Below are 26,201 nucleotides of genomic sequence, written 5' to 3'. Positions count from 1 at the left end.
GGTTCACCCGGGCTGGGGGAGCGCGCGCGCCACGGCGGGAACGGCCGCGCGGGCCGCCTGTACCGCCACTTCCTGGGCCCGGGCCTCGGTGCCGTCGACCGGCACGATCACCCGGACCAGCGCCTCCTCGGTGCGGCGGCTGAGCGCCGCGTCGCGCAGGAGGTTCCACTTCACCGCGTACTCGTCGGCCGTCACCCGCCCCCGCCCCTGGTACCAGTACAGCACCAGCGCGCGCCGCCCCGCGTTCTGCAGCAGCGCGCGGTTCACCTCCACCGTGCCGGCCTGGGTGGCGATGCGCATGCGCCCGGTGGTCAGCGCCTCCCACCCCGCGCCCGGCAGGCAGTTCTTCGGCGAGTGGATGGTGCGTCCCTGCGCCTGGCTGCGGTAGTAGCCCACGTACAGCGAGAAGGCCGTGGCGGCCCCGGCCACCCCCGCCGGCACGTACGCGCGCATCAGGTAGTCGTCCATCCCCGCCACCCGGCGCTCCTCGTCGGCGATGGTGCGGTCGCGGCCCTCCCAGGGGCCCACGCGCGCCGGCACCGTCTCGGCCAGCGGCGCGCGCAGCGGAAGCGAGCGCTGCCGCCCGCCCGCGGCCACCAGCACCGCCCCGGCCGCCAGCACGGCGGCAGGCGCCCACCAGGCGCGGGCGCTCACGCGGGCACCGGCGCCAGGCGGCGCTCCACGCGGGTGAGCCCCGAGGCCATCAGCGCCAGGATCCCCAGCGCGGCCAGGTAGATGAGCCACCCCTCGGTCAGGTGCATGAAGCCGTCGCCCAGGCGCGGGTCCACGAACACCACCAGGAAGCCGGTGAGGAACACGCGCACGCCGTTCAGCACCACCGCCACCGGCAGCGCCGCGGCCAGCAGCACCGCCCGCGCGCCCGCGGTGCGCAGCCACAGCCCGCCGGTGAGCAGGGCGATGGCCAGGAGCGCGGCCAGCGAGCGCAGCCCGCTGCACGCCTCGGTCACGAACAGGCTGCGCCCGGGAAGGGAGATGACGTTCCCCGCCAGGCGCACCGGGATCCCGCGCCACTCCAGCATGGCCGCGCCCAGCGCCGAGGCCTTGAACTGCAGCGGCAGCGCCAGCGACGCGGTGACCACGGCGGGAAGGGGAATGCAGAGCAGGAGCAGCCCCGCGGGAAGCCACCACCGCTTCAGCTGCCCCCATCCCCAGGCGAACACCACCAGCGCGGCCGCGGCCAGGAGCAGCGACAGGCGCATGGTGAAGAGCTCGGCCGCCAGCCCCGAGAGCCAGCGCATGGCCACGGCCAGCGTAAGAAGCGCGATGCCCGCCCGGTGCCGCGGGGCGGGGCGGGGAACCACGCCGGCGCGCCAGGCCAGCCAGAGCGCCACCGGGCCCAGCAGCAGCCCGTGGCCGGCGTTGGGGTCGCTCCACCAGTCCCGCACCAGCGTGAGCGCCGGGCGCCAGTAGAGCAGCGCGAAGGCGGCCGCGGCCACCAGCGGGGCCGCGGCCGCCGCGGGAGCGGCCAGCCGGGCGCGGGCGCCGGCTCGGGCGGGAAGGGCCAGCCCGGTCACGGCTACCACCCGCCGCGGCGCAGCAGCACGGCCGGCACGGTACGCATCAGGATCTGCACGTCGCGCCGCACCGAGCGCGTGGCGATGTACTCCAGGTCCAGCCGCACCTTGCCGCGCACGTCGTCCACCGAGCGGTCGTACGGCTGCTGCACCTGCGCCCACCCGGTGATGCCGGGAAGAACGCGCTGGCGCTCGGCGTAGCGGTCCACCTGGTCGCGCAGCTCGGCGAAGATGCGGGGCTGCTCGGGGCGCGGCCCCACCAGGTTCATGTCGCCGCGCAGCACGTTCACCAGCTGCGGCAGCTCGTCCAGGCGGTACTTGCGCAGCACGCGCCCCAGCGCGGTCACCCGCGGGTCGTCGGGCTGGGCCCACACCTGCAGGCGGTCGTCCGACGCCGCCGACATCGTGCGGAACTTGTACATGGTGAAGAGGCGGCCGCCGTAGTCGTAGGTGCGGCGCCAGCGCGACCCGCTTCCCGGCGAGCGGCGGTCCACGCCCACGCGCACCTGGCGGAACACCACGGGGCCCGGCGAGGTCAGCTTCACCAGCAGCGCGATCACGGCCATCACCGGCGCGGCCAGCACCAGCAGCAGCAGCGCGGCGGCCACGTTCACCAGGCGGATGGGGTCGATGTCGAGGCGGATCCCTTCCAGCGGGCGCGGGATGGAGATCCCGGGCGCCGGCGGAGCCAGCATCAGCTCGTCGGCCGCGGCAAGGCGCGGAAAGGAGAAGGTCGTCCGGGTTGGCATCCGGCGTCGGGTGGCGATCTGGGGGGGCACGGCAGGGAGCTCCGGCGAAGGGGTTCCGGGGAGGGCCTGCGACAGCGGGATGGGACAAGGCAATGCCCGTGCGCGGCCGTGCCTTTCCGCCAACCTGTTGATTGCAAACGACTTGGGGGATGATGGGAACGCGGCGGGGCCCGCTGTTGCGTGGTGGCCCACCCACAGGTGTGGCGGGGCTCCACACCCGTGGCGCGCCCCCGCCACACGTCCATCCGGCACAGGAGAGAACGGATGGTCTCTTACGAAGGGCGCGGAGGATCCGGAGGAAAAAAGCCGCCTGCCCGCGCAGGTCTGATCGAGGCAAACCGCAGACACCATGCGGATTCAGCGAAGTCGGCGGAGGCACATCTCCGCGAGCTCCGCCGACGCAGCGCGCCCCCGGATTTCCCGAATTCGGGAGGATGGATATCGAACCTCGACCAACAGAATCGGCTCACGCAAAGAAGCAGAGATATAGAAGCGTCTCTCTCTGCTACTCCGCTTCTCCGCGTAAGCCATCTTCCGGCTGTGAATCCATCGAGGATGCCGGCAGATCGGCCTCGATCCTCCGTATCTCCATCCTCCGTTCTCCGTGCCCTCTGTGAGAGACCAAAGCGAAGCCGGACCCGCACACGTGGTGCGGATCCGGCTGGATGTCGGGAACGGAAGGGGTCCTAAGTCCTAAGTCCTGAATCCTGAGTCCTAAGTCCTGAGTGCGCAGTCCTGCGCCTTTGGATTCATCATCCTCTTTGCAGTTAAGCACTTGGCACTTGGCACTTGGCACTTGGCACTTGGCACTTGGCACTTGGCACTTGGCACTTGGCACTTGGGACTTTCGACCTACGGCGGCGGAGCGGGGGGAAGGTGGAGGGTGAACCAGAACGCGGTGCCCTGGCCGCCGTTGCTGTCCACGCCCAGCTCGCCGCCCATCTGCGCCAGCAGCTTGCGGCAGATGCCGAGGCCCAGGCCCGTGCCGGAGAAGCCGTAGCCGCGCGCGTGCGGGCGCGGCCGGTACAGCCCGCCCACCGGGTCCAGCGCCTCGGGCTCGATCCCGCGTCCGGTGTCGCGCACCCAGAAGCGCATCGCCGCCTCGCCCTGGGGCTCGGCCGCCAGCTCCACCCACCCCTGGTCGGTGGAGTGCAGGGCGTTCACCGCCAGGTTCAGCAGCACGCGGCTGAGCGCCACGGGGTCGCCCATGCGGTGGTCGTCGGCCGGGATGCAGAGCCGCACCTCTACCTGCTTCTCCTCGGCCAGCGGCGCCACCACGTCGCGCAGCGACTCGAACATCCCCCGCAGCGACATCGGCGAGCGCTCGCCGCCCTCGCTGCCCCGGTTCAGCTCGATGGTGTTGCTCACCAGCGACACCATTCCCAGCGCGGCGCTGTAGATGATCCCCACCTGCCGCCGCTGTGCGTCGGAAAGCGCGCCGCTCTGCCCCTCGCGGAGCGCGCCGGCCAGGAAGAGGATGGAGGTGAGCGGAGAGCGCAGGTCGTGCGCGAACTCGGCCAGCGGCTCCAGCGGCGAGAGGGCGCCTTCGGGGTGCAGCAGCTGCTCGCGCACGCGGTCGAACGCCGCCAGCACGCCGGCCGCGTCGCCGGGAGGGGGCGGATCGCCGCCGGCCAGCCACTGCTCCACCACGGCGGCGCGCAGCCGGTCCAGCAGCACCAGCGAGTAGGTGGGGGCAACGGGGGCGGGCCGCGCGCACTCGGAGTCGACCCGCGCGGCCAGCTCCGCCAGGAGCTCGGCGTCGCCGCCGCCGCGGCCGGCTTCGGCGGCCGCCTCCCGCGCGGCGTGCGATACCGCGGCCAGGGGCTCTCCCGGCGCGGACGGATCGGCGGTCGCCATCCCCCTTCTCTTCTCCGGCGGGTCAGTCCACGCGGATCGCGGTGTCGCGATGCAGCCCGTGCTTTTCCATCAGCCGGTAGAGCGTGGTGCGGTCCACGCCGGCGATCTTGGCCGCGCGCGACATGTTGGCCCCCGCGCGCTCCACCAGCGACATCAGGTACATCCGCTCGAACTCGGCCAGCACGCGGTCGCGCGCGCTGTGGTAGGGCTCGTCGCCCACCAGCGCGTACGGCTGCGGCTCGGCGCCCGCGCGCGGCCGCCCGCCGCGCGGCGAGTCGTCGCGGAAGGGGATGTCGTCGGGGTGCACCTCGGCGCCGGGCGCCACCAGCACCACCGTGTGCTCCATCAGGTTCTGCAGCTCGCGCACGTTGCCGCGCCAGGGGCGCGCCTGCAGCAGCGACACCGCGGCGGGCGACAGGCGCGGCGCCGGCGCCCCGGCCTCGCGGTGGCGGCGCCAGTAGAAGCCCAGGAAGTGCTCGGCCAGCAGCGGCACGTCTTCCGGACGCTCGCGCAGCGGCGGGAGGTAGATGGGAACCACGCTCAGCCGGTAGTACAGGTCGCGCCGCAGCACGCCGGTGTCGGTGGCCTCGGACGGGTCGCGGTTGGTGGCGGCGATCACCCGCACGTCCACCGTGGCGTCGGTGGTCTCGCTTCCCACCCGGCGCACGATCCCGTCCTGCAGCACGCGCAGGAGCTTGGCCTGGATCGTCTGCGTCATCTCCGTCAGCTCGTCCAGGAAGAACGTGCCCCCGTCGGCCGCCTCCAGCAGCCCCACCTTGTCGCGGATGGCGCCGGTGAAGGCGCCCTTCACGTGGCCGAACATCTCCGACTCCAGCAGGCTCTCGGGAAGCGCGGCGCAGTTCACCGCCACCATGGCCCGCTGCGCGCGCCGGCTCTCGGAGTGGATGAACTGCGCGATCATCTCCTTGCCCGTGCCGCTCTCGCCGGTGATGAACACCGAGGCGTCGGTCTGCGCCACCCGGCGGGCCAGCTCCACCGCCCGCACGAAGGCCGGCGAGCGCCCCAGCAGGGTGATGGCGCGGCTGTGGCTCTGCCGCGGGCCGCCGCTTTCGGCCGCCGAGCGCAGCGCCTCCTCGGCGCGCGCTTCGGCCACCGCGCGGGCGGCGCGCCCCACCAGGATCTGCAGGTGGGTGGCCGAGAAGGGCTTGGGCAGGTAGTCCCACGCGCCCTGCCGCAGCGCCTCGACGCTCGAGTCCACGCTGGGGCTGCCGGTCATCACCACCACCAGGCAGCGCGGGTTGGCCTGCAGGCAGGCCGCCAGCACCTCCAGCCCCGACAGGTCGTCCAGGTACAGGTCCACCAGCGCCACGTCGAAGGCGCGCCGCGCCAGCGTCTGCACCGCCTCGCGGCCGTGGGCGCACGCCGTGACCGTGTAGCCGTCCAGCCGCAGCACGTTGGCGCAGCTGTCGCGCAGCGTGTACTCGTCCTCGACCAGCAGGAGGGAGATGGAGGCCGCGCCTTCGGCGGGCGCGGGTACGGCGGTGGAGGTCACGGGATCGGGCATCGCGGGCTCCCGGTGGACTCCGGACGACGAGCTCCGGACGAAGGATGTTGGGATGGTCACCATGAACGCGGTCCGGCTGCGGGGACGCCGGAGAATGCATTCGCCGTATCCGATCGAACATCGGGCGCATGCCTGGCGCCCGGCAGGGATCTCTCCCTTTGCGCGATCCCGACTCCCGCGAAAGCAGCGGGGTCACGGGAGAAGGAAAGGGGAGCGGTCACTCGGGAAGGCGCGCCAGGGGTCAGCGAAGGGACCCCGGAGCAAGAGGCAGACCAGAGGGCCGGAGAGCGGGTCGTTCGGCCGCAAGAAGTTGAAGCAGAAACAGATAGCCGTCAAGCACATTGTTCCGTCATCCCCCGCCCGCCTCGATGCGGGGTGCCCCGAGGCATTACACGATTGCAACGAAACGTGCGCTCCGGCCCCGGTTTTCCGCTCGCCGCAAGGGGACGCGCCGCCGACCGGTTCGCGCCCGCAGGGCCGATCTCCTCGCGACAAACAAACTCCGCATCCCGTGTTGTACAGGGCCTGTCGAGAGTCGGCGGGAAAGCCGTCGCGCCCGCTCCGCCCCGGCGTGGGGCACGAAGGGCCAGCAACGGCGCCGTCCCCCGCACCGGAAGATGTGGGGCGGCCACAGCTGTTGCGTCCGCGCAACACTTCGGGACCCGCGGGCGGGCCCCCGCGGCGGGCGGGAAAGGGGGCGGCTACGCGCGCGCGCGCGTTCGGCCGTGCCCGGCCCCGTCGTTGCAAGGTCCGGCACGCGCGGCGCCCGCGGTCCCGCGCGCCCGCTCCCTCCTGAAACGTCCGGACGTTCCCATGCAGAACCTTCCCGTGCCGGCCCCGCTCCTCACGCCGATCCCCGAACGCATCCGCCCCGGCCTGTCGTCGCTGGAAGACGGCCCCCGCCGGACGCGCAACACCGGGCTGCAGCGGCTGGCGGCCACCCTCTACCGCTTCCGCTGGATCCTGCCCGTGCCCGTGGCGCTGGGCGTGGGCGCGGGGCTCCTGGTGGCCCGGCACGCGCACCCCGACTACGCGGCGCGCTCCACCGTGTGGATCGACTCCGACGGCGGCAACCTGGGGGTGCGCGACGGCGGCCCGCTGCGCTCGCCCGAGCTGCTGCGCTCGCAGGCGTGGGTGGAGCTGCTGCGCTCGTACACGGTGCTGGACCCGGTGGTGCGCAGCGAGAAGCTGTACCTCGACACGCCCACGCGCGGCGCGGCGCCGGTGTTCGCCGACTTCCAGCTGGCCGAGCGCTTCCGCCCCGGCGAGTACCGCCTGAGCCTGGAGAACGGCGGCCGCCGCTACCGCCTGGCCACGCGCGGGGGCGCCACCGTGGAGGTGGGGAACGCGGGCGGGGCGGTGGGCGCCACGGTGGGCTTCCGCTGGCACCCGGACGTGGCGGCGCTGCGCCGCGCGGGGAAGGTGGACTTCACCGTCGTGACGCCCCGCGACGCGGCGGTGCGGCTGGGGACGGAAGTCGTCACCCACATGGCCGAGAACGGCAACTTCCTGCGGCTGGAGCTGTCGGGGAAGGACCCGGAGCGCATCGCCTCCACGCTGAACACGCTCACCGACCGCTACGTGACCGTGGCGGGCGACCTGAAGCGCTCGCGGCTGCAGGAGCTGGAGCGCATCCTGGGCGAGCAGCTGGGGTACGCGGCCGGCTCGCTGGCGCGCGAGGAGTCGGCGCTGCAGGGCTTCCGCGTGCGCACCATCACCCTTCCCGCCGACCGCGGCTCGCCGGTCACGCCGGGGCTCGAGGTCACGCAGAACCCGGTGCTGTCGAACTACTTCTCGCTGAACATGGAGCGCGAGCAGATCCAGCGCGACCGCGACGACCTGGCGCGCGCGCTCACGCAGGACGCGGCCTCGGTGGGTGCGGTGGAGGCCATTCCCTCGGTGCAGAAGTCGTCCGCGCTGGTGCAGGCGCTGACCGAGCTGACCGCCAAGCGCGCCGAGCTGCGGGCCATGAGCGGGCAGTTCACCGACCTGTACGTGCCGCTGCAGAAGGTGCGCGAGCAGGTGACCACGCTGGAGCGCTCCACCATCCCCGGGCTGGCCTCGCGGCTCGACGCCGAGCTGGCCGGGCGGCAGCACGCCATCGACGGGCTCATCTCCTCGGCCTCCACGCAGCTGCGCGGCATCCCCCCGCGCGCCATCGAGGAGGCGCGGCTCACGCGGCGGGTGGAGATCGCCGAGGACCTGTACAAGCTCCTGCAGCAGCGCCACGAGGAGGCGCGCCTCTCCGCGGTGACGACGATCCCCGACGTGCGGGTGCTGGACAAGGCGACCGTGCCCTACTCGCCCAGCCGCGACCCGCGGCTGCAGTGGATCCTCCTCTTCTCGCTGGGCGGGCTGGCGGTGGGCGTGCTGGGGGCCGTGCTGTACGACAAGGCCAACCCGCGGCTGGCCTATCCCGAGCAGGTCACCGAGGGGCTGGGGCTGCCCATCCTGGGCGCCATCCCCCGCGCCCGCGTGGTCACGTCGGGGCCGCGCCCGGCCTCGCCGCCGCCGGAGCTTCCCGAGGCCTTCCGCGCGCTGCGGCTGGGGCTGGTGCACGCCAGCGGCGCCGCGGGCCCGCTGGTGGTCACCATCACCAGCCCCGGGAGCGGCGACGGCAAGTCGTTCGTCTCGGCCAACCTGGCGCTCACCTTCGCCGAGCAGGGGCACCGCGTGCTGGTGATCGACGCGGACCTGCGCCGCGGCACGCTGCACCGCGTCCTGGGGTGCGAGCGCAAGCCGGGGCTGAGCGACTACCTGGCGGGGACCGCGACCCGGGCCGACGTGGTGCAGCGCACCCCGTACGAGGGCGTGCACCTGATCGCCGGGGGCACGCGGGCCGGGCGCGGGCCGGAGATGCTGAGCACGCCGGCCATGGCCGAGCTGGTGGCCGACCTGCGCTCCGCCTACCGGGTGATCCTGATCGACAGCCCGCCGATCGGCGCCTGCGTGGACCCGCTGGTGCTGGCCACGCTCACGCGCGACATGGTGCTGGTGCTGCGCAACGGCGCCACCGACCGGCAGCTGGCCGAGTGGAACCTGGACCTGGTGGACCGGCTGCCGATCCGCGTGCTGGGCGCCGTCATCAACGGCATCTCGCCCAAGGGCGCGTACCGCGCGTACCGGTACCTGAAGGGCTACGACTACCAGGTGCTCCCCGAGGACGCCGGCGCCGACGTGCCGCGCCTGCAGACGGTCTGAGCGGACGGGTGAACGGCAGGTTTCTGGGCGTGTTCCGCGCCTGAGGCGCGGAACCGGGCTGCGCGCGCCGTAGGCAACGATACCGCCGTTGCCAACGGCGCCGGGCCCCCGGCGGATTCGTCTCCGCCGGGGGCCCGTCTCGTTTCCGGATGCATCGCTGTTTCCGCCCCGCCGGGTTCCCGGCCCTCCGGGCGCGCATCCCTCACGCAACCCGATCCCGATCCCACCCGCCGGGACGTCATCCCGAGGCCCGCCACACCGCAAACAGCTTCCACGCAGAAGGTTGCAGGCCAAATGATCCAGAATCCGTGGAGCACGCGGTCCGGCGAAGCACACCGCGTCTCCAGCTGATTCGAATCACGCAGAGACACCGAGCCGCGGAGAAAAGCTCGTGCTGTTCCTCCGCGTCTCCGCGTCTCCGCGTGAGATCAGCGATCCATTGGAGATCGAGCGAGTCTCCTGCATGCGACAAAAGAAGAGCCCCGGTGATCGCCGGGGCTCTCGTTGTTCGCTGCAGACGCTCGAATCCTACGCGGCCGCCGGCGGCGCGGGGAGCGTGGCGGCCTGGGCGGGCGGGGGTGCCGGGGCGTCGGCGTGCGCGCTGCCGTTCCCCTGGCCGTTCTTCTTCCCCTTGCCGTTCCCGTTGCCGCCCAGCGCGCTGAGCGCCGCGTGCAGGTCCTCGGCGGCGTTGGCCAGCAGGTCGGCCGCCTGCACCCGCGGCTGCCCCGCGCCGTCGATGGCGAAGCGCCCGCTGTACACGCGCACCTCCGCCGCGCCCGAGCGCTCCAGCTCGCGCTGCACGGTGCCGCACACGCGCCGGGCCAGCCGCTCGGCGCCCTCCCATCCCGTGGCCGGCGCCAGCACCGCGAACTCGCCGCGGTGCAGCCGCCCGATCACGTCCGAGGTGCGCCCGGCCAGCCGCAGCAGCTCGGCCAGCGCGTCGGCGCGGCCGTCGCGCTCCGCGCCCTCGGGCCCATCCGGCTCCGCGTGGAAGGTGATGCACGCCAGCGGACGCTGGTTGCGGTACGCCTCGGCCACCATCTCCTGGGCCCGCCGCGCCAGCCCGCGCGCGTTGTACAGCCCGCTGGGCGCGTCCAGCAGCCCGCGCTCCTCGGCCTCCACCACCTCGCGGCGCACCGCGGCCAGCGCGCGCACCTTCAGCACCAGCTCCTCGGGGTCCAGCGGAAACCCGAACGCGTCCCACGCGCCGGCACGCATGGCGGCCAGGCGGTCCACGCGCGACAGGGCGCCCGCCGACACCACCAGCACCGGCGTGCTGGAGCCCAGCCGCGGGTGCGCCCGCAGCGTGCGGCAGAGCGGCTCCACACCGTCCATCCCGTGCTCCGCCTCCAGCAGCACCACGTCGGGGTGCAGCTCGTCGAAGCGTGCCCAGGCCTGGTCGTGGTCGGAGGCCCGCGCCACCGTGCAGCCGTACGGCGCCAGGATGCTCTCGAACGAACGCGCGAGCCATTCCGTGTTGCCGCATACCAGCACGGTGGGGGGGCGTGCGGGGGAAGTCGGAAGTCCGGCCATGGCACTCGGTAGAAGTGGGGCGTTCCGCGCGGACCCGCGGAGGAGGCCCGAGCGGAACGCGGAGGGGAGTTGGTGCAACCCGACTGCACGTCGCGTGCTTTCCCTCGCGGCGCGGCGAAACGTCGCGTTTTCAGACACTTACGCCGCAGGGCACGCGCCCCGGGTGCTGCACGCGCCCGACACCTGTGCCGTGCGGTCCGCCTCACCTCTCCGTCACCGCGCGAGTGTTGCGCGCGCGCAACACATGGCGGGCGCCGCCGACGGCGCCCGCGCCCCGCATCGCCCTCCGCCGACGTGCAAGTGGCGCCGCCGCAGCCGCTTGCGCGCCGCCGCCGCCCCGGCACCATCGTTGAACTCTCCCCTCCCGCTGGCCGCCCGTCGTCCCGCCGCGTTCCGGCGCGCCGCGGCGGCCCGCCCCCCACGCCTGGAGCCCCATCCCATGCACCCCACGATGAAGCGATCCCTCGTCCTCCTGGCCGCCGCGCTCCTCACCGGCGCCGCAGGCGCACGGGCGCAGGCGGCCGCGCAGCCCGGGTGGGACCCCGGCCGCGTGCAGCTGAACCGCAACGACCTGCAGGCGCTGCTGGCCAGCTACGAGCAGGCCGCCACCTCGCCGGCGCACAGCGACCGCTACCGCGCCCAGGCCCGCGCCCGCGCCGAGTCCATCCGCGCGCGGCTGCAGGAGGGCGACGTGCAGCCGGGCGACGAGGTGGTGCTGCTGGTGGAGGGGCAGGCGGCGCTCACCGACACCTTCACCGTGCGCGAGGGTACCGTCCTCTTCCTCCCGCAGATCGGCGACGTGCCGCTGCACGGGCTGCTGCGCTCCGAGGTCGAGGGGCGGCTGCGCGAGCACCTGTCGCGCTACCTGCGCAACCCGGTGGTGCGCGCGCGGCCGCTGGTGCGGGTGTCGGTGGAGGGCGAGGTGCGCAACCCCGGCTGGTACGTGGTGCCGGCGGACGCGCTCGTTTCGGACGTGCTGATGCTGGCGGGGGGCCCGCAGGGGAACACCTCCACCGCGCGGCTGCGCATCGAGCGCGGCGGCACGCCGGTGTGGTCGGGGCCCATCCTGAGCGAGGCGCTGGCGCAGGGGCGCACGCTGGACGCCATGGGGATCCACCCGGGCGACCGCTTCTACCTTCCCGCCAAGCCCACGAGCCCGGTTGGGGCCGCGGTGCGGTCCATCCCGGTGCTGCTGTCGCTGGTCTTCGCGGCGTCGCAGCTCTGACAGCCGGGGGATGAGGATGGGGACGCGCGGATCGAGCGGGAGCGCGGGTCAGCCTTCGTGCGGGCCCGCTCCGTTGGCGGAGCGCTCCTCGCGCACGGCGCGCTCCAGCAGGTCCGGCCACACCTCGTCCAGCGAGCGGACGCCCAGCAGGTGCTCGGTGTAGCCGTTTCCGCGCAGGGCGCAGCGCACGATCAGCCCGCCGCGGAAGTGCGGATGGCGGCTCCACCCGGCCGGGTCGGCGTACATCAGCCGGGCGTACGCGTCCCGTGCGGCGGGCGGCAGCCAGCGCCGCAGGAAGTCCGACACCTCGTCGCGCGTGGTGGGGTCCATGGCTCCCGGGGGGTGGCGCGGCCGAAGTGCAGTGAGCTTCGCACGGGGCCGCGCCCAGTCTGCCGCATCCCGCGTGCCGCGCTCCGCCGCCGATCTCCCTTCCCACCTTTCTTCTGCTCTCCTTCTTCCATCCACGGAACACAATGGCTACAACGGGACGGCGCGTGCTGGTGACGGGTGGGGCGGGCTTCATCGGGTCGCACGTGGCCGCCGCCTTCCTGCGCCGGGGCGACGAGGTGGTGGTGCTGGACAACCTGGTGCACGGCTCGCGCGGCCGGGTTCCCGCCGGCGCGGACTTCGTGGAGATGGACGTCCGCGACCCGGCGATGGAGATGCTGGTGCGCGAGGGGCGCTTCGACGTGGTGGACCTGCACGCGGCGCAGATCGACGTGCGCGACTCGGTGGCGCGCCCCCGCCACGACGCCGGGGTGAACGTGGACGGGCTGCTGAACGTGCTGGAGGCGGTGCGCGCGGCGGAGCGGGGGCGGGTGGTGTTCGCCTCGTCGGGCGGCGCGGTGTACGGCGACGCGCGCACGCGGCCCACCCCCGAGGGCGCCGGCAAGCGGCCCGAGAGCCCGTACGGCGTGGGGAAGCTGGCCGGCGAGCAGTACCTGCACTGCTTCCACCGCACGCACGGGCTGGACTACGTGGCCCTGCGCTACGCGAACGTCTACGGACCCGGGCAGGACCCGTTCGGCGAGGGCGGCGTGGTGGCCGTCTTCTGCTCGCGCCTGGCCGAGGGCTCGCCGCTCACCATCTACGGCGACGGCGAGCAGACGCGCGACTACGTGCACGTGGCCGACGTGGTGCGCGCCAACCTGATCGCCGCGGATGCCGCCCTTCCGCGCGGCGCCTCGGTGGATTCGCGCGCCTTCAACGTGGGCACCGGCAGCCAGACCAGCGTGAACGCGCTGGCCTCGGTGCTGATGCACGCCGCCGGCGCCCCCGCGCTGGTGAAGCGCGCCGCCGCCCGGCCGGGCGAGGTGCGGCGCTCCGCCCTTTCCGCGGAGAAGCTGCGGCGCCTCGGCTGGCGCCCGGAGGTTTCGCTGGAGCAGGGGCTGCGCGAAACGTGGGAGTGGGTCCGCACCCAGTCCGCTCCCGCCCCGGAGCCCGCCGCCGCCCCCGCGCACCGCGTCCACCGCCGCGCCACGGCCGGCGTGGGGTGACGCGCTCGCCCGGCTGGCATCTGCGACGATCGAAGCCTCACCGTGATGGTGGGGCTTCGTGCTTAGGGGGATGTCGATTCATCCGTGGATTGACAGGGCGGTGATGCTGATCCAAATTTTGGAGCAGAGATGAACCTCGTCCGGATGAAGAATGATTCGATCTGAAGAAAGCGCTGGATTTCCGGGCCTGGGTGAAGTGCTGGCATCGCCCGCCTTCGCGCGGCTGGTGCTGCACTTCGCGCTGCACGGAGACGAGCCGGAGCACGTGCGCGCCCTCCAGCGGCGCTCCGGGCTGTCGATGAGCTCGCTCTCGCGCGAGCTGCGGCGGCTGGAGGGGCGCGGGCTGGTCGAGCGGGAGGAGACGGGCGGGCGCGTGCTCTACCGCACCGCCGAGACGCACCCGGGCTGGGCGGGGCTGCGGCAGCTCATCCGCCACTTCGCCGATCCCGCCGAGGTGGTGGAGGAGGCGATCGCGGGGGTGGAGGGGATCGAGGCGGCGTTCGTCTACGGCTCGTTCGCGCGGGGCGATGCGCGCGCCGACAGCGACATCGACGTCCTGGTCGTGGGCGATGAGGCGTCGGAGGCGCGGCTGGGGCGCGAGGTGGCCGGGGCCTCGGTGCTGCTCGGGCGGCCGGTGGAGATCCGGAGCTACACTCGCGACCGGCTCGACCGCCAGATCGCGGCGGGCAACGCCGTCCTCAGGCGCATCCTGGCCGGCCCCAAGCGCTGGATCGTGGGCGACGAGGACCGGCTCGGAATGGTGCCGGCATGAGGCAGCACCGCATCGACCGCCTGATCGAGGCGCGCAATCTGGAGCCGGTGCCCGCGGACGACGCCGAGGTGGCGGCGATCTGGAGTGCCGCGCTCCGCGAGTGGGCGGACGCCTCTGTGCCCGGCCTGAGCGTGGCGGGCGCGTTCATCCACGTCTACCAGGCGGCATTCCGTGCGGCGAGCGCCGCCGTCCGCGCGGCGGGGTACCGGCAGCGAGGGGCTGTCGGGGGGCACCATCATGTGAGTTTCTACGCCCTCGGCGCGCTCGGTGACGAGGACCTGGAGCGCATTGCCGATACGATGCAGGGGATTCGCGGCGGACGCCATTCCGCGCTGTATGGGGATGAGGAGGAGTTGGAGCCGGAAGATCTGGAGAAGGCGCGGCGTACGGTCTCGGCGCTTCTGGAGCGGGTCCATCGATGGTTGCTCGATGCCAGGCCGGCCCTGAAAGGCGGGCTTGCAGCACCTCCGTCATCCTGATCACGCGAAAGCCCTCGCATCTCCCGCTGCGAGGGCTTTCCGGTCAGCGCCCGCTCACGGCGCTGGCGACGGCGCCGAAGAAGAGGAACGCGAGGCCGAAGGGGATCAGGCTCCAGACGAGCAGGCCCAGGAACACGCCGGACGCGATCACCAGCGTGCCGGGGCCGTTGCGCGGAGGGGCGACGGAGAAGCCGCAGTGCGGGCACATCAGCGCGCGGTCGCTGGTGCGCTCGCGGCACTCGGGACAATGGATGAGCATCGGGACTCCACTGCGGAAGGCGGGGGAGGGGGGACGATGGAGATGACGAGCGGGGTCAGATCACCCGCTCGCCGTCTTCCTCGAAGGCCAGCGGCAGCAGCTCGCCGCGCTGCCTGCGCGCCGCGCCGCCCAGGTGCTCGAACGCGGCCGACGCGCTCGCGCGGGCGAGGTCGATGGCGTCCAGCGACGCGCGGTCTGTGGCGAGGCGCAGGAGGATGGCGTGGTGCGGGTGCCCCGTCGCGGGGTTCGTCTCCACGCGGCAGCCGGTGACGTACACCTGGTCGGCCGCGGGCGGGAGGAGGCGGAAGGTGTCGCACGCGAAGGCCAGCACGATGCCGCAGCACAGCTCGTCGTAGCGCGCGCGGTGCTGGGTGGCCGTCTCGCGCGGGCGCGGCGGGACGAGCGCCGGCGCGGGAAGCTCCAGCGCCAGCCGCACCTGCAGGTCGGGCTCGACCGCCACGCGGAACGGCACGGCGACCGGGAGGCGGATGCGCTCGCGGTAGGTGACCAGCGCCTCGACCCACGCGTGGGGATCGGGCTCCAGCACGCGCCGGGCGAAGCGCGCCACCGCGAACCGCCGCGCGTACTCGTCGGCCGCGTCGCGGTCCAGCTCGTCGTCGTCCGGCGGCGGGCCCGGCTCGGTGAGCGCCTCCCACGCCACGCGCAGGAAGGCGCGCGGACCGGCCAGGTGCGCGAGCGGTGACGCATCTTCATCCCCCTGCTCTTCATCCCCCATCTCCGGCGCCACGCCGCCGTCCAGCGCGGCGGGGACGGAGGGAAGGCGCAGCTGCGGCGGCTGCCAGGGAATCGAGACGTCCCCGCGCGGCGAGTCCATCGCCAGCGCCGGGTCGGCGGGGACGGTGGAGCGCGCGGCGACCGGCTCGGGCGCGGCCTGGCCCGCGTCCGCCGGCGCGGCGGGGAAGAGCTTCAGGTTGCGGAACGGGTTCCAGCGCACGCCATCCTCCGGGTTCGAGCTCATCGGGTCGCGCGGGAGTGCTGCGGGATTCATCGGATGCTGATCGCCCGTCGCGGGCCGGCGAGGGGACGGCGGGGCGGGGAGATGCGGGACGATCCAGTCGGGATCCGGGGCCGCGGGAGGATGAAAATCCCCATTCGCGGCCGATGCAAAGGTTTAGTGCGCACCGCGAACGGGCGCAAGCGGCGCGGCCGAGGCATTACCACCGGGATCGGAAGCGGCGCGGGGGACGGAACGTCGCGCCGCGCGCAAACCCTTTGTGCCGCAAGGGATAATGATTAGATTCAGTCACTCGCACGGCGAAAGCCCCACCGCGCAAACCGCGGCGGGGCTGTGTTCATCCGGCGCGCGGCGGCCTGCGCGGGCGATGGGGATTTCCCCTCTTCCGCGCGGGCGCCGCCGGTGAGATTTTCCACGCCCGTCCGCCTGAGACGCACGCCCGAACCCGCATCCGATGGCACTGAAGAACGAGCTCGTCGCGCAGGGCAACTGGCTGTTCCGGCACCGCAGCTGGCTTCCGCTGGTTCCGCTGGCGCTGGTGCTGGCGCTGCTTCCGTGGGCGCCGGACCCGCGCGTGCACCCGCCGCACGCGTGGTGGGAGGCGTTCTGCGTGGGGCTGTCGATGACGGGCGTGCTGGTGCGCGCGCACACCATCGGCACCAAGCCGCGCGGCACCTCGGGGCGCAACCGGCGGGCGCAGGTGGCCGCGCGGCTGAACACCACGGGGATGTACTCCATCGTGCGCCACCCGCTGTACCTGGGGAACGCGCTGATGTGGGCCGGCGTGGCGCTGTATCCGCGCATGTGGACGGCGGCGATCCTGGCGGCCGCGTTCTTCTGGATCTACTACGAGCGCATCATGTTCGCCGAGGAGGACTTCCTGCGCCGCCAGCACGGCGCCGCGTGGAAGGAGTGGGCGGCCGCCACCCCGGCGTTCATCCCCGAGTTCTCGCAGTGGACGCGGCCGGACCTGCCCTTCTCGCTCCGCGCCGTGCTGGCGGCCGAGTACCCCGGCTTCCTGGGGCTGGCCGCGTCGTTCATGGCCATCCGCACCGCGTCGGACGTGTACTTCCTGCACCGCGTCCAGGCGCACCCGTTCTGGCTGGCGCTGTTCGGCACCGGCGTGGCCGCGTACGTGGTGCTGCGCACGCTGCGCAAGCACACGCGCGTGCTGAAGGTGGCCGGGCGGTGACGCCGCCCGCCCGCGCGATCCGCCGCCGCGGCCTGCACCGCGCCGTGTTCGCGCTGGCCGGCGTCTACAACCTGGCGTGGGGCGCGTACGCCGCGGCCGACCCGCAGTGGCTGTTCCGCTTCGCGGCGATGGAGCCGCTGAACCACGCCGCCATCTTCGCCTGCCTGGGAATGGTGGTGGGCGTCTACGGCTTCCTCTACCTCGAGGTCGCCCGCGTTCCCGAGCGCGGTTTCGCCATCGCCGCGGTGGGGCTGCTGGGGAAGGTGCTGGGGCCCATCGGGCTCGCGCGCCTGATCGCCACCGGCCAGTGGCCGCCGGCGACCTTCGTCCTCTGCCTGACCAACGACTTCGTCTGGTGGATCCCGTTCGCGCTGTACCTGCGCGACGCGTGGCCGTTCTTTCGCGCGGACATCGCCGGCGAACCGCGCGCCGCGGCCTCGGCGGCGTGAGATCGTGGCGTAAATTGTACAATGTGACGAAAAGCTGGCGCCGGGCGTCCATTCGGGTGTAATTTCCACGCGCCTTCCGGCTCTGGCCCCCTCTCCCGCCGCACCCGCTCTCCCTCCATGCAGTTCTCGCCTCCGGCCGCCCGACGGCCGGTGCTTTCCGCCGTGAACGGGCTGCGGTTCGTGGCCGCCGCGCACGTGATGCTGGAGCACTCGCTCCGCGCACGGCTGCTCCCGGCGCCGCTGCGCGCCGCCATCGGCGCGGGGTACACCAGCGCCACGCTGCTGCTGGTGCTTTCGGGCTTCATCCTGGTGTGGGTCTACAGCGGCCCGGACGGGTCGATGACCGTCTCGCGGCGGGAGTTCTGGACCGCGCGCTTCTCGCGCATCTACCCGCTGATGATCGTGTCGCAGCTGGTCGTGCTGCCGCTCTGGCTGCGGTCGCACGACTGGGGCGAGACGTGGGTGCCGCTGGCCGCGGGGCTCACCGGGCAGCAGGCGTGGCTCCCGAACCTGGCCCACGTGCTGAACACGCCCGCGTGGACGGTGTCGCTGCTGGTGCTGGCGTACGGTGCCTTCCCCTGGCTGCTGGAGCGCCTCCGCCGCATCCCCGCGCGGGCGCTGCCGTGGGCGATGGCGGCGGTGTGGGCGGTCTCCGTGGCGCCGTGCGTGGCGTGGCCGCACGCGAGCGGGGCGGCGTCGCGCTTCCTCTTCAGCTTCCCGCTGATGCGCCTTCCCGAGTTCCTGTTCGGGATGCTGCTGGCGAAGTGGTTCCTGTCGCGCCCCGCGCTGTCGGCGCGTGCTTCCACCCGGGCGACCGCGGGGGCGCTGGGGATGTGGGCGGCGGTGCTGGCGGTGATCGGCCTGGTGCCGCGCCCGGTGATGCACAACGGGCTGCTGGCGCCGGTGTTCGCGCTGCTGCTGGTCGGGCTGGCCAGCGGAGGCGGCGCGCTGGGGCGGGTGCTCTCGCGGCCGTGGCTGCAGCGGCTGGGGCACGCGGGGATCGCCATCTTCCTCCTGCACCTGCCGGTGATCGCGTGGATCGAGGCGATGGGGTGGTATCCCGGTGCCACGACGGCCGCGAGCGCGGCGGTGTACGCGGCGTATCTCGCGGGGATGCTGGTGCTCGCGGTGGCGGCGACGGAGCGGTTCGTGACGCCGGTCTCGGCCTGGATGCGCCGCCGCTTCGCCGCGCCGCGCCCGGTGGCGGTGGTGCTCGCCCCGCCCGCGCTGGCGATCCCGGTCGCCGCGCCGACGTACTGATCCCGAATCCGCACGGTGAGTGCGTTCCGGGCTGAGTCGTCCCCGGAGTGCGCGCGTCCAGGAGGATGAGAGATCGGTCGTGAGCGCCGGAACCGGTTTCCGAGCCGAACAGCCTCGCGCAGTTTGCGAGGCTTCCCGTGGATGTTGCTGCGGCTTCAGCCGCCGGCGAGGGGGACTGGCGTGTTCGAGCGGGGCGCGCTGGCGCTGAGAAGCGGGGGATGGAAGATGGTGCAGAACAGCCACTGCTCGTATTGCGGGGCCCGGTTCGCGGACGATGCTCCGTGGCCGCGGCGCTGCGCGTCGTGCGGCAGCGTTGCGTATCTGAACCCGGCTCCCGTCGCCGTGCTGCTGCAGCCGGTGGAGGGGGGACTGCTCGCCATCCGCCGCGCGATTCCGCCGGTCGGCCGGCTCGCGCTCCCCGGCGGCTACGTGGACGTCGGCGAGAGCTGGCAGGCGGCGGCCGCGCGCGAGCTGCGCGAGGAGACGGGCATCGGCATCGACCCGGCGGGGATCCGCGAGGTGCGCGTACTCTCCGCGCCGGACGGCACGCTGCTGGTGTTCGGCCTGGCGCCGCCGCTGTGCGCGGACGCGCTGCCGCCGTTCACGCCGTCGCCCGAGACGTCGGAGCGGGTCGTGCTCGGCGGGCCATCGGAGGAGATGGCGTTCCCCCTGCATGCGCAGGTCGTGCGCGAATACTTCGCGGGGTGGCTGCGGCCGCCGTGCTGACCGCCGACCTCATCTCCCCGTCATCCCGATGACTCTGGTTTCTCGCCACCTGATGCGCGTCTCCACGGCGCTGGTGCTCGCGACGCTTCCGCTCACGGACGCGGCGGCGCAGACCCGCGCGCCGGCCGCCGCGCCGCGGGCGATTCCGTACCGGATGGTGCGCAGCCCGGTGAGCGGGGCGGTGCTGCCGCGCATCACTCTGGCGACGCGGCAGGCGCGCGCGGTGAACACGCGGCTCGACACGCTCGCGGCCGGCCTGCGGTGCGACCCGGTGCGCGGCCGCCGCGCGCAGCCTTACGAGGTGCGCTCGCGGGTGACCTACGCCGCGGACGACGTGTTCAGCGTCTTCATCCTCGCGTCGTGGTTCTGCGGCGGCCCGTATCCGACCGACGACGCGAACCTCTCCGCCACGTACGACCTGCGGACGGGGAGGGAGGTGCCCTTCCACGCGCTGTTCGCGAACTACGGCCGCGACGGGATGGAGATCGTGCGCACGATCTTCCCGCGGCAGGTCGCGCGCGCCCGCCGCCCAGCGCCCGACAATCCGAACGAGCGCAACCAGTGCGACGGCATCATCCCGGCCGAGGAACTTCCGGACCAGGTGGAGGTCTACAGCCTGTCGCCGCAGGGGCTCACGGCGGAGATCGTGTTCGCGCACGCCGTCGCGGTGTGCGGCGAGCGCGTAACCATCCCCTACGCGCGCCTGCGCCGTTTCGCCGCGCCGGGCAGCATCCTGGCGCGCGTGGCGGACGCGCAGCGGCGTTTGGGGAATCGCGCGGGAGTTCGATCCCCCGCCGACCGTTCTTCCGACTTGGAGAACGGTGGATCGGCATCTACGGCGTTACATCCCTATCGAGACATTAGAATCACTATACTTGCGGGCGGTGGCGGCTCCGGGTAGTGTGAGGCATCACCCGGCTCTGCTCGTTCGATCCCGAACCGTTCCGTGTCCGTCCTTCGCACGGGCCGTGGCGCTACGGTCCGTCCCAAACTCCGGACCGAGCGGAATTCCCCGATCCAGGCCATCCCGAAGTCCGCGCCTCCCGCGCGGCTGTCCCGCGCATCGGCGGACCACTCTTCTCTTCCCCCGACCCACTGCTCCATGCACGCATCGCGAACGCCGCCACCGGGCGGCACACCCACGCGCGCGCCGTTTTCCGGCGCGCGCCGGCTGGCGGCGCTGGCCGCCCTGCTCGCGGCGGCCGCCTGCGCCGACGCGACCACCGCCGTGGCCCCCTCGCCCGCGCCCTTCCGCGCCGCCGCGAGCGGCGAAACCGTCGTAGGCACCTGGAACATCCCCATCGAACCCACCAGCAACGACGACGACCTGGACTGGACCAACACGGGGATCGTGACCCCCCACGCCGGGAAGTACCGGCTGCTGATCACCGGCGTGGTGAGCGTGACGCTCAACCCGCAGCTCAAGGAAATGTGCCCCGACGCGGTCGCGAACCTCACCGTTCTGGGCGACTGGGGCCCGGCGGGCGTGTACCCGGGGGGCAACACGCTGCGAGTGCGAACCTCCAGGGGAGTGGGCACCCCCGAGTTCCCGTGGACGAAGCTGGACGCGACCAGCATCGAGTCGCAGGTGGACCTGCCCGCGGGAACGGCCGTATGGGTGCGACGCGACATCATCACCGGCGTCAGCACCTGCTACGGCGGCCCGTGGATCGGGCACTACCTGCTCACCAGCTCGCAGGTGATCACGGTCACCGAGATGGCGACGCAGCCGGACGAGTCGCTGGTGTGCAAGGGCGCGGACGGCTCCGCGGCGGTCGAGCGCGGCACCCCCGTGCGCTGCGTATTCCACTCAACCAGGCGGTCGTACACGGTGCTGGCCCAGCGCGCCACGGGAAAGGGCTTCACAGTGGCCGAGACTCCCAACGCCAGCCGCGCCGCCGGAGCCGACTGGGTGTGGGAAGGCAACGCCGTGGCCAGCACGCACGTGGAGATGCGGGTTTCGCTGGAGGGCGAGCAGAAGACCTTCGCGGCGGACTTCACGGCCAAGCCGCGCGACTGGCCCAAGCTGACGGTGGGAACGCCCACGGTCACCGAGGGGATGCGCGGCGGGATGCAGCCCTATCCGCCCTCCGACGGGCGCGGCGAGCTGGGGAACGCGCTGCCGGAGATGGATCCGGCGAAGATCGCGGCGGTGCGCCTGTCGCGGCCCACCGCTGGCCCGAACACGGGCCTGATGTACATGCTGGACCCGTGGCCCGTGATCGACTTCAGCATCTACCTGCACCCGGCGATCTTCGACCACCCGGAGCGCCCGAGCGACCCGTCGCAGGTATGGCACGCGGACCAGAACGGGCGGGGAAGCGGCACCTGCACGCAGGCGATGTTCACGACGCTGGAAGCCCAGGTGCGCCGCCACGAGGGCGCCACGCAGGCGCCCGACTCGCACTGGGGCGTCGCGCAGCGGTTCTTCCAGGGGAGCAACGTGGAGCAGGAACTGGAACAGACCTACGCGCAGACCACCAACCCCGACCTGGTGCTGCAGGACGCGTACGACAGGCTGGGACGAATGCTGAGGAAGCAGCTCGACCCGCTGCAGGAAGCGTTCGACAAGACGGACACGCCCCTCCTGATCGCCTCGCTGGGGTGCAAACTGGACCACAACCGGAGCGACCCGTGAGCACTCCCGGAACGTTCTTCTCACGCGCCGCGGCGGCCGCGGCCGCCATCCTCCTGCTGCCGGCTGCCGGGCTGCGCGCGCAGGGGTGGGTCGATCCCCCCACCTCCGAGCAGTGCCAGGCGTGGACGTCCGACCTCGCCGCCGGCGGGCAGGCCGCGATGGACGCGGTGGCCTACGGCAACCTCGCCGGGTGCACCGCGGCGGCGCCGGGCGCGCTGTCCGGCGCCATCCGTGCGGCGCGTGCGTCGCGCGACACGGCATACCTGGGCGCCCTGGCCGCCGTGGCGGGCCAGGTGCGCGACCCCGGCGTGTTCGGCGCCGCGCTGGAGGTGACCGGCGACGGCCGCGCGTCCGACGAGTCGCGGGTGATGGGGCTGCTGGTGATCGGCTCGTCGCTGGGGGCCAGCCAGTACCTGCCGGGGTACACCCGTCCCCAGCTCTTCACCCAGGCGCTCCCCGCCACCGGCGTATGCGGCTTCGCGGCGGGCGAGGGCGGGCCGGTGCTCGACAATGGCATCCCCGCCGACGCCGAGCGGCAGGCGGCGCGCGTCATCGACGGCATCCGCTACGGCGGCGGGGGGGCGGCGCTGCTGCAGAACCTGGCGCGCTGCGCCCGCTCGTCCGTGGACCCCGACATCCCGCCGCAGGTGGACGTCTCGGGCATTCGGGTGGACTACGTGTGCGGCAACGACTTCCGCGTGCAGAACCACACCGGCACGGAGCTCACGCTGCGGGTGACCACCACGGCGGCCGACGGGACCACCGCCGCCGAGGACCTGGTCTTCCCCGCCATCGGCGGGTGGACGCCGTTCACCACCGGGGCGACCGGGACGGTGCAGGTGAGCTACGACGGCCAGCCGGTGGCCACCGTGGCCAACGCCGGACGGCGCTGCGGCGGGCACTGACCACGCGGCGAGTTCCGGCGGTTCGGACACAGGAAGATGCCCCGGCGCGGATCCCGCGCCGGGGCATCTTCATCCAGCCACGATCGATCGGCGGTCAGTTCGCCGAGGCGCTGCGCTGCGGCGTTCCCGGCTGCTGACCCAGCAGGTACTGGCGGATGAACATGACGGTCGCGTAGAACTGGTAGTCCACGTTGGCCTTCTTGCGGAAGCCGTGGCCCTCGTCGCGGGCCATCAGGTACCACACCGGGCTGCCGTTCTGCTTCACCCGCGCCACCATCTGCTCGGCCTCGGTGTGCGGCACGCGCGGGTCGTTGCCGCCCTGCACCACGAACAGCGGCTTGGTGATGTTCCCCGCGTTGTTCAGCGGCGCCGTGCGCTCGAAGAACTGCGCCATCTCGGGCTGCCGCTCGTCGCCGTACTCGGCGCGGCGCAGGTCGCGCCGGTAGCTCTCGGTGTTCTTCAGGAAGGTGTTGAAGTTGCTGATCCCCACCACGTCCAGCGAGCAGGCGATGCGGTCGTTGTAGGTGGTGGCCACCGCCAGCGTCATGAACCCGCCGTAGCTCCCGCCCGTCACCATCACCCGGCTGGCGTCCAGGTCCGGCTGCCGCGCGATCCAGTCCAGCAGCGCGCCGATGTCCTTCACGCTGTCGTAGCGCCGCATCCCGTTGTCCAGCTTCACGAACGTCTTCCCGTACCCGGTGGACCCGCGGACGTTGGGGTAGATGATGGCCACGCCCAGCTCGTTCACGAAGTAGTTGCCGCGCCCCAGGAAGGTGGGCCGGCTCTGCCCCTCGGGGCCGCCGTGGATGTTGATGATCACCGGCCGCTTTCCCGTGAAGCGCGCGGGCGGCTTGTAGTAGAAGCCGGTGATCTCGCGCCCGTCGAAGCTGGGCCAGCGGATGAGCGCCGGCTCGGCCAGCTCGCTCGCCGCCAGCCCGCCCAGCTCGCTCTCGGTCCACCGGGTCACCACCCCCGTCGCCGTATTCAGCGAGTACACGTCCGACGTGGAGCGGGCGGACGAGACGGAGAAGCCCAGGTCGCGCGAGTTGTGGTGCCACTCCAGCCCGCCGATCACTCCCTGCGGCACGCCGGTGACCGGGCGCGCGCGCCGCGTGGCCATGCTGAACAGGTACAGCTTCGACACCCCCGCTTCGTTCGTCGTGAAGGCCACGGTCGAGCCGTCGGGCGACAGGCCGAAGCTCTCCACGTCCCAGCTGATGCCGGTGGTGAGCGGGGTCACGCGGTGGGTGGCCACGTCCATCAGCGCCAGCCGCTGGTACTCCGAGCCCTGGTCGGTGGTCAGCACGATGGAGCGCCCGTCGCGGGTGAACTCGCCGGGGTTCCAGGCCACGGTGTCGCGCGGGTCGGTGAGCGCCGTCTTCTGCCCGGTGGCCACGTCCAGCAGCCACAGGTTGCTCTGGTTCACGGAGATGTACTCGCCCAGCAGCAGCCGGCGCCCGTCGGGCGACCAGTCGCTCACGCCCCAGCCGCCGCCCTGCACCTGCAGCACCATGCGGTCGGACGCCTTGTTGGCCGGGTCCATGACGAAGATGTCGCGGTCGCCGCCGTTGCGGCGGGTGGAGCCGTAGGCGATGCGGGTGCCGTCGGGGCTCCACTGGATCCCGCCGTTCTGCGAGCGTCCGCCGGGTGTCAGCATCTCGCTGCGCCCGCTGGTGGGGTCGAAGCGGTAGATCTGCCCGAACTCGTTGCCGCCCACGTCCTTCGTGAACAGGAAGTAGCGCCCCGCGCGCGGCTCCCAGCTTCCGCCGCCCACCGGCTCGTCGAAGAAGGTGAGCTGCGTCCGCGCGCCCATCGGCGTCTTCACCAGGTGCAGCTGGTTGGTGTTGGCGAAGCGGGTGGAGATGAGCATCTCGCGGCGCAGCGGATGCCAGCTCGCGAGCCCGGCGCCGCGCGACTCGGTGTAGCGCCGCACCTCCTCGGCCAGCGAGGCGGGGATGGGCGGGATGCCGTCGGCCACCAGGTTGTCGTTGGGCGCGATCGTCGGCTGCTGCGGCGCTTGCGCGCGGGCGGCGGCGGGCGCCACCAGCGCCAGCGCCGCGGCCGCGGCCAGGGAACGGCGGAATCGCATGGGGATGGACTCTCCGAGCAGGCGGGTGTCGGGGCGGTGGGCAGCCGCCGCGCCGGGAGACGCGGATGCCGCCGGGATTGTATACGGAATACGGGAGATATAGAGCGGGGCGGGGGATGGCGGCAAGCGGGTCCGATCGCCGGACAGGGGAGGGCGAATGGAATTCGCGGCGACAACGGCCCGAAGTCCGCCTTTTGCGGACTCCCGTCCTTGCCATTCCCGCACCGCGCGGAGATCAGCGCAGCATCGGGTTCTCCCCATGCGGAAGAGCCCTCCCCCGTGGATCGGAGGAGGGCTTGTGAGCTGCCGGTGATCGAACCGTCATGCCGCCGCGCGGCGGGGCGAATCGGCCTCGAACACCGCCAAGATCTCGCGGATGGTGGTTTCGCCGCGGTCGCGGGCGTACCAGGTGCGGACGTCGCGGTAGATGTCGCCCACGGGGCGGAGCTCCGCCTTCTTCTCGCGCAGCACGAAGTCCTGCAGCTCGCTCGGTCGCGGCCCCCACTGCCCGGCGACGGACCAGTCCGGCCGCAGCACGACGGCGAGGGGGATCGAGCGCGAGCCGCTGGTCAGGTGCCGGTCCATCAGCTCGGGATGCTCGTCGCGCTTCACCACGCGCATCTCCACGTTCGGCAGCGTCTCCGCCAGCCTGGCGATCACGGGAACGGTGTTGGATGCGTCGCCGCACCAGTCTTCGCTGATCACCAGCACCTTCCACTCGCCGGCGGGCGCGGCGGCCGTGGCCCACTCCGGCACCCGCGAGCGGGTCCAGACGCCGTGCCAGAGGTCGCGGTGCTCCTTCACCTCGTTGCCGAGGTAGTCATCCCAGGTGAACCCCAGGTCCCAGTATTTCCGGTAGTCGAAGTCGCCCATTTCAGCCCATCCTTGCTCTGAACGGCGCGCCACCCCCACCCGCGCCGGTGAACCGTCATCGCGATACAGAACCCATGCCTCCAATCTAGAAACCCCGTCAAGGGCGACACTGTAATTGTTTGCATCTGCACAGCTTGCGAGCGGTGACCGGCGGTGAGTCCCAACGGAAAACCATCCGCGCTCCAAGGCTGCATCCTGCCCGCCAAGCTGGCCCCGGCCTCTCCGCCCGCTCCGTGGGGGCGGGGAAACTCATCGCAGGAGAGTCTTCGGAGCGGCCGGGATGCCTCCGTGGGCCCTCGCATCACACGGAAGTCTGACGAGTTGTTAGCGGCGGGCGTAAATCTGACACTTTCGGCGGGCGAAAATCTGACAGTCGGCATCGCACTCGTGGCGGTCTGCGCGTGAGGTGAGCGCGCGGGCGGCCGATCCCACAGGTTGGCTCCTCCACCCCAAGCGGAGGAG

The 26,201-nt window shown here is 72.8% G+C and carries 23 protein-coding genes; 12 read left to right on the top strand and 11 right to left on the bottom strand.

The window, feature by feature from the left end; all coding sequences use genetic code 11:
• Positions 1 to 3 precede the first annotated feature (3 nt).
• The 5 genes from VLK66_RS03165 to VLK66_RS03145 all read right to left on the bottom strand — a co-directional run bounded on the left by VLK66_RS03165 (position 4) and on the right by VLK66_RS03145 (position 5,666).
• Complete coding sequence (locus VLK66_RS03165; protein ID WP_325307850.1) at positions 4 to 654, bottom strand: exosortase C-terminal domain/associated protein EpsI; 651 nt, start codon at positions 652 to 654, stop codon at positions 4 to 6.
• Positions 651 to 1,544, bottom strand: a complete 894-nt coding sequence (gene xrt, locus VLK66_RS03160) for an exosortase (RefSeq protein WP_325307848.1) — start codon at positions 1,542 to 1,544, stop codon at positions 651 to 653. Before xrt ends, VLK66_RS03165 begins: the two co-directional genes overlap by 4 nt.
• Complete coding sequence (locus VLK66_RS03155; protein ID WP_325307847.1) at positions 1,538 to 2,284, bottom strand: sugar transferase; 747 nt, start codon at positions 2,282 to 2,284, stop codon at positions 1,538 to 1,540. The genes xrt and VLK66_RS03155 overlap by 7 nt, the downstream gene beginning before the upstream one ends.
• Positions 2,285 to 3,136: 852 nt before the next feature.
• Entirely contained in the window at positions 3,137 to 4,141 is a 1,005-nt protein-coding gene (locus tag VLK66_RS03150) for a HAMP domain-containing sensor histidine kinase (protein ID WP_325307846.1), read from the bottom strand.
• A 22-nt stretch (positions 4,142 to 4,163) separates the two neighbouring features.
• Positions 4,164 to 5,666 carry a sigma-54 dependent transcriptional regulator gene (locus VLK66_RS03145; RefSeq protein WP_325307845.1) on the bottom strand — a complete coding sequence of 501 codons (1,503 nt, stop codon included), beginning with the start codon at positions 5,664 to 5,666 and terminating at the stop codon, positions 4,164 to 4,166.
• An 813-nt stretch (positions 5,667 to 6,479) separates the two neighbouring features.
• On the opposite strand from VLK66_RS03145, the gene VLK66_RS03140 reads away from it, so the two are divergent.
• Complete coding sequence (locus tag VLK66_RS03140) at positions 6,480 to 8,867, top strand: polysaccharide biosynthesis tyrosine autokinase (RefSeq protein ID WP_325307843.1); 2,388 nt, start codon at positions 6,480 to 6,482, stop codon at positions 8,865 to 8,867.
• Positions 8,868 to 9,395: 528 nt separating this feature from the next.
• Here the strand turns inward: VLK66_RS03140 and VLK66_RS03135 are convergent.
• Complete coding sequence (locus VLK66_RS03135; protein ID WP_325307841.1) at positions 9,396 to 10,400, bottom strand: GGDEF domain-containing response regulator; 1,005 nt, start codon at positions 10,398 to 10,400, stop codon at positions 9,396 to 9,398.
• Between the two features lie 451 nt (positions 10,401 to 10,851).
• On the opposite strand from VLK66_RS03135, the gene VLK66_RS03130 reads away from it, so the two are divergent.
• On the top strand, positions 10,852 to 11,625 hold the full coding sequence (locus VLK66_RS03130; RefSeq protein WP_325307839.1) for a polysaccharide biosynthesis/export family protein: 774 nt from the start codon (positions 10,852 to 10,854) through the stop codon (positions 11,623 to 11,625).
• A gap of 48 nt (positions 11,626 to 11,673) precedes the next feature.
• On the opposite strand, the gene VLK66_RS03125 is transcribed toward VLK66_RS03130, so the two are convergent.
• The gene (locus tag VLK66_RS03125) at positions 11,674 to 11,955 is read right to left on the bottom strand and encodes a hypothetical protein (protein ID WP_325307837.1); all 282 of its coding nucleotides are present in this window, start codon (positions 11,953 to 11,955) and stop codon (positions 11,674 to 11,676) included.
• A 143-nt stretch (positions 11,956 to 12,098) separates the two neighbouring features.
• Here VLK66_RS03125 and VLK66_RS03120 point away from each other — a divergent pair, with 143 nt between their 5' ends.
• The 3 genes from VLK66_RS03120 to VLK66_RS03110 all read left to right on the top strand — a co-directional run bounded on the left by VLK66_RS03120 (position 12,099) and on the right by VLK66_RS03110 (position 14,372).
• Positions 12,099 to 13,121: an NAD-dependent epimerase/dehydratase family protein gene (locus VLK66_RS03120; RefSeq protein WP_325307835.1), complete on the top strand. Its 1,023-nt coding sequence runs from the start codon at positions 12,099 to 12,101 to the stop codon at positions 13,119 to 13,121.
• Positions 13,122 to 13,272: 151 nt separating this feature from the next.
• The gene (locus VLK66_RS03115) at positions 13,273 to 13,893 is read left to right on the top strand and encodes a nucleotidyltransferase domain-containing protein (RefSeq protein ID WP_325307833.1); all 621 of its coding nucleotides are present in this window, start codon (positions 13,273 to 13,275) and stop codon (positions 13,891 to 13,893) included.
• A complete protein-coding gene (locus tag VLK66_RS03110) occupies positions 13,890 to 14,372 on the top strand; it encodes a HEPN domain-containing protein (protein WP_325307831.1) in 483 nt (160 codons plus the stop codon). Before VLK66_RS03115 ends, VLK66_RS03110 begins: the two co-directional genes overlap by 4 nt.
• 43 nt (positions 14,373 to 14,415) lie before the next feature.
• On the opposite strand, the gene VLK66_RS03105 is transcribed toward VLK66_RS03110, so the two are convergent.
• Both VLK66_RS03105 and VLK66_RS03100 read right to left on the bottom strand, forming a co-directional pair.
• On the bottom strand, positions 14,416 to 14,631 hold the full coding sequence (locus VLK66_RS03105) for a hypothetical protein (protein ID WP_325307830.1): 216 nt from the start codon (positions 14,629 to 14,631) through the stop codon (positions 14,416 to 14,418).
• Positions 14,632 to 14,686: 55 nt separating this feature from the next.
• Positions 14,687 to 15,640, bottom strand: coding sequence for a hypothetical protein (locus tag VLK66_RS03100; RefSeq protein ID WP_325307828.1), 954 nt, complete (start codon positions 15,638 to 15,640; stop codon positions 14,687 to 14,689).
• Positions 15,641 to 16,061: 421 nt separating this feature from the next.
• Here VLK66_RS03100 and VLK66_RS03095 point away from each other — a divergent pair, with 421 nt between their 5' ends.
• The 7 genes from VLK66_RS03095 (at position 16,062) to VLK66_RS03065 (ending at position 22,777) form a co-directional block, all read left to right on the top strand.
• Positions 16,062 to 16,799 (top strand): methyltransferase, encoded by a 738-nt coding sequence (locus VLK66_RS03095; RefSeq protein WP_325307826.1) that lies wholly within the window; start codon positions 16,062 to 16,064, stop codon positions 16,797 to 16,799.
• Complete coding sequence (locus tag VLK66_RS03090) at positions 16,796 to 17,248, top strand: hypothetical protein (RefSeq protein WP_325307824.1); 453 nt, start codon at positions 16,796 to 16,798, stop codon at positions 17,246 to 17,248. The genes VLK66_RS03095 and VLK66_RS03090 overlap by 4 nt, the downstream gene beginning before the upstream one ends.
• 150 nt (positions 17,249 to 17,398) lie before the next feature.
• A complete protein-coding gene (locus VLK66_RS03085) occupies positions 17,399 to 18,508 on the top strand; it encodes an acyltransferase (RefSeq protein ID WP_325307822.1) in 1,110 nt (369 codons plus the stop codon).
• A 141-nt stretch (positions 18,509 to 18,649) separates the two neighbouring features.
• Entirely contained in the window at positions 18,650 to 19,234 is a 585-nt protein-coding gene (locus VLK66_RS03080; RefSeq protein WP_325307820.1) for an NUDIX domain-containing protein, read from the top strand.
• Between the two features lie 28 nt (positions 19,235 to 19,262).
• A complete protein-coding gene (locus tag VLK66_RS03075) occupies positions 19,263 to 20,135 on the top strand; it encodes a hypothetical protein (protein ID WP_325307817.1) in 873 nt (290 codons plus the stop codon).
• Between the two features lie 201 nt (positions 20,136 to 20,336).
• The gene (locus tag VLK66_RS03070) at positions 20,337 to 21,872 is read left to right on the top strand and encodes a hypothetical protein (protein ID WP_325307815.1); all 1,536 of its coding nucleotides are present in this window, start codon (positions 20,337 to 20,339) and stop codon (positions 21,870 to 21,872) included.
• Positions 21,869 to 22,777, top strand: a complete 909-nt coding sequence (locus tag VLK66_RS03065) for a hypothetical protein (RefSeq protein ID WP_325307813.1) — start codon at positions 21,869 to 21,871, stop codon at positions 22,775 to 22,777. Before VLK66_RS03070 ends, VLK66_RS03065 begins: the two co-directional genes overlap by 4 nt.
• Before the next feature lie 94 nt (positions 22,778 to 22,871).
• On the opposite strand, the gene VLK66_RS03060 is transcribed toward VLK66_RS03065, so the two are convergent.
• A complete protein-coding gene (locus VLK66_RS03060) occupies positions 22,872 to 24,866 on the bottom strand; it encodes a S9 family peptidase (RefSeq protein ID WP_325307811.1) in 1,995 nt (664 codons plus the stop codon).
• 321 nt (positions 24,867 to 25,187) lie between these two features.
• Positions 25,188 to 25,739: a thioredoxin family protein gene (locus VLK66_RS03055; protein WP_325307809.1), complete on the bottom strand. Its 552-nt coding sequence runs from the start codon at positions 25,737 to 25,739 to the stop codon at positions 25,188 to 25,190.
• Positions 25,740 to 26,201: the final 462 nt, after the last annotated feature.

This window comes from Longimicrobium sp. (assembly GCF_035474595.1).
Taxonomy (GTDB): Bacteria; Gemmatimonadota; Gemmatimonadetes; order Longimicrobiales; family Longimicrobiaceae; genus Longimicrobium.
Note: the sequence above shows the minus strand (reverse complement) of the source record. Positions and strands in the feature narration are given on the sequence as shown.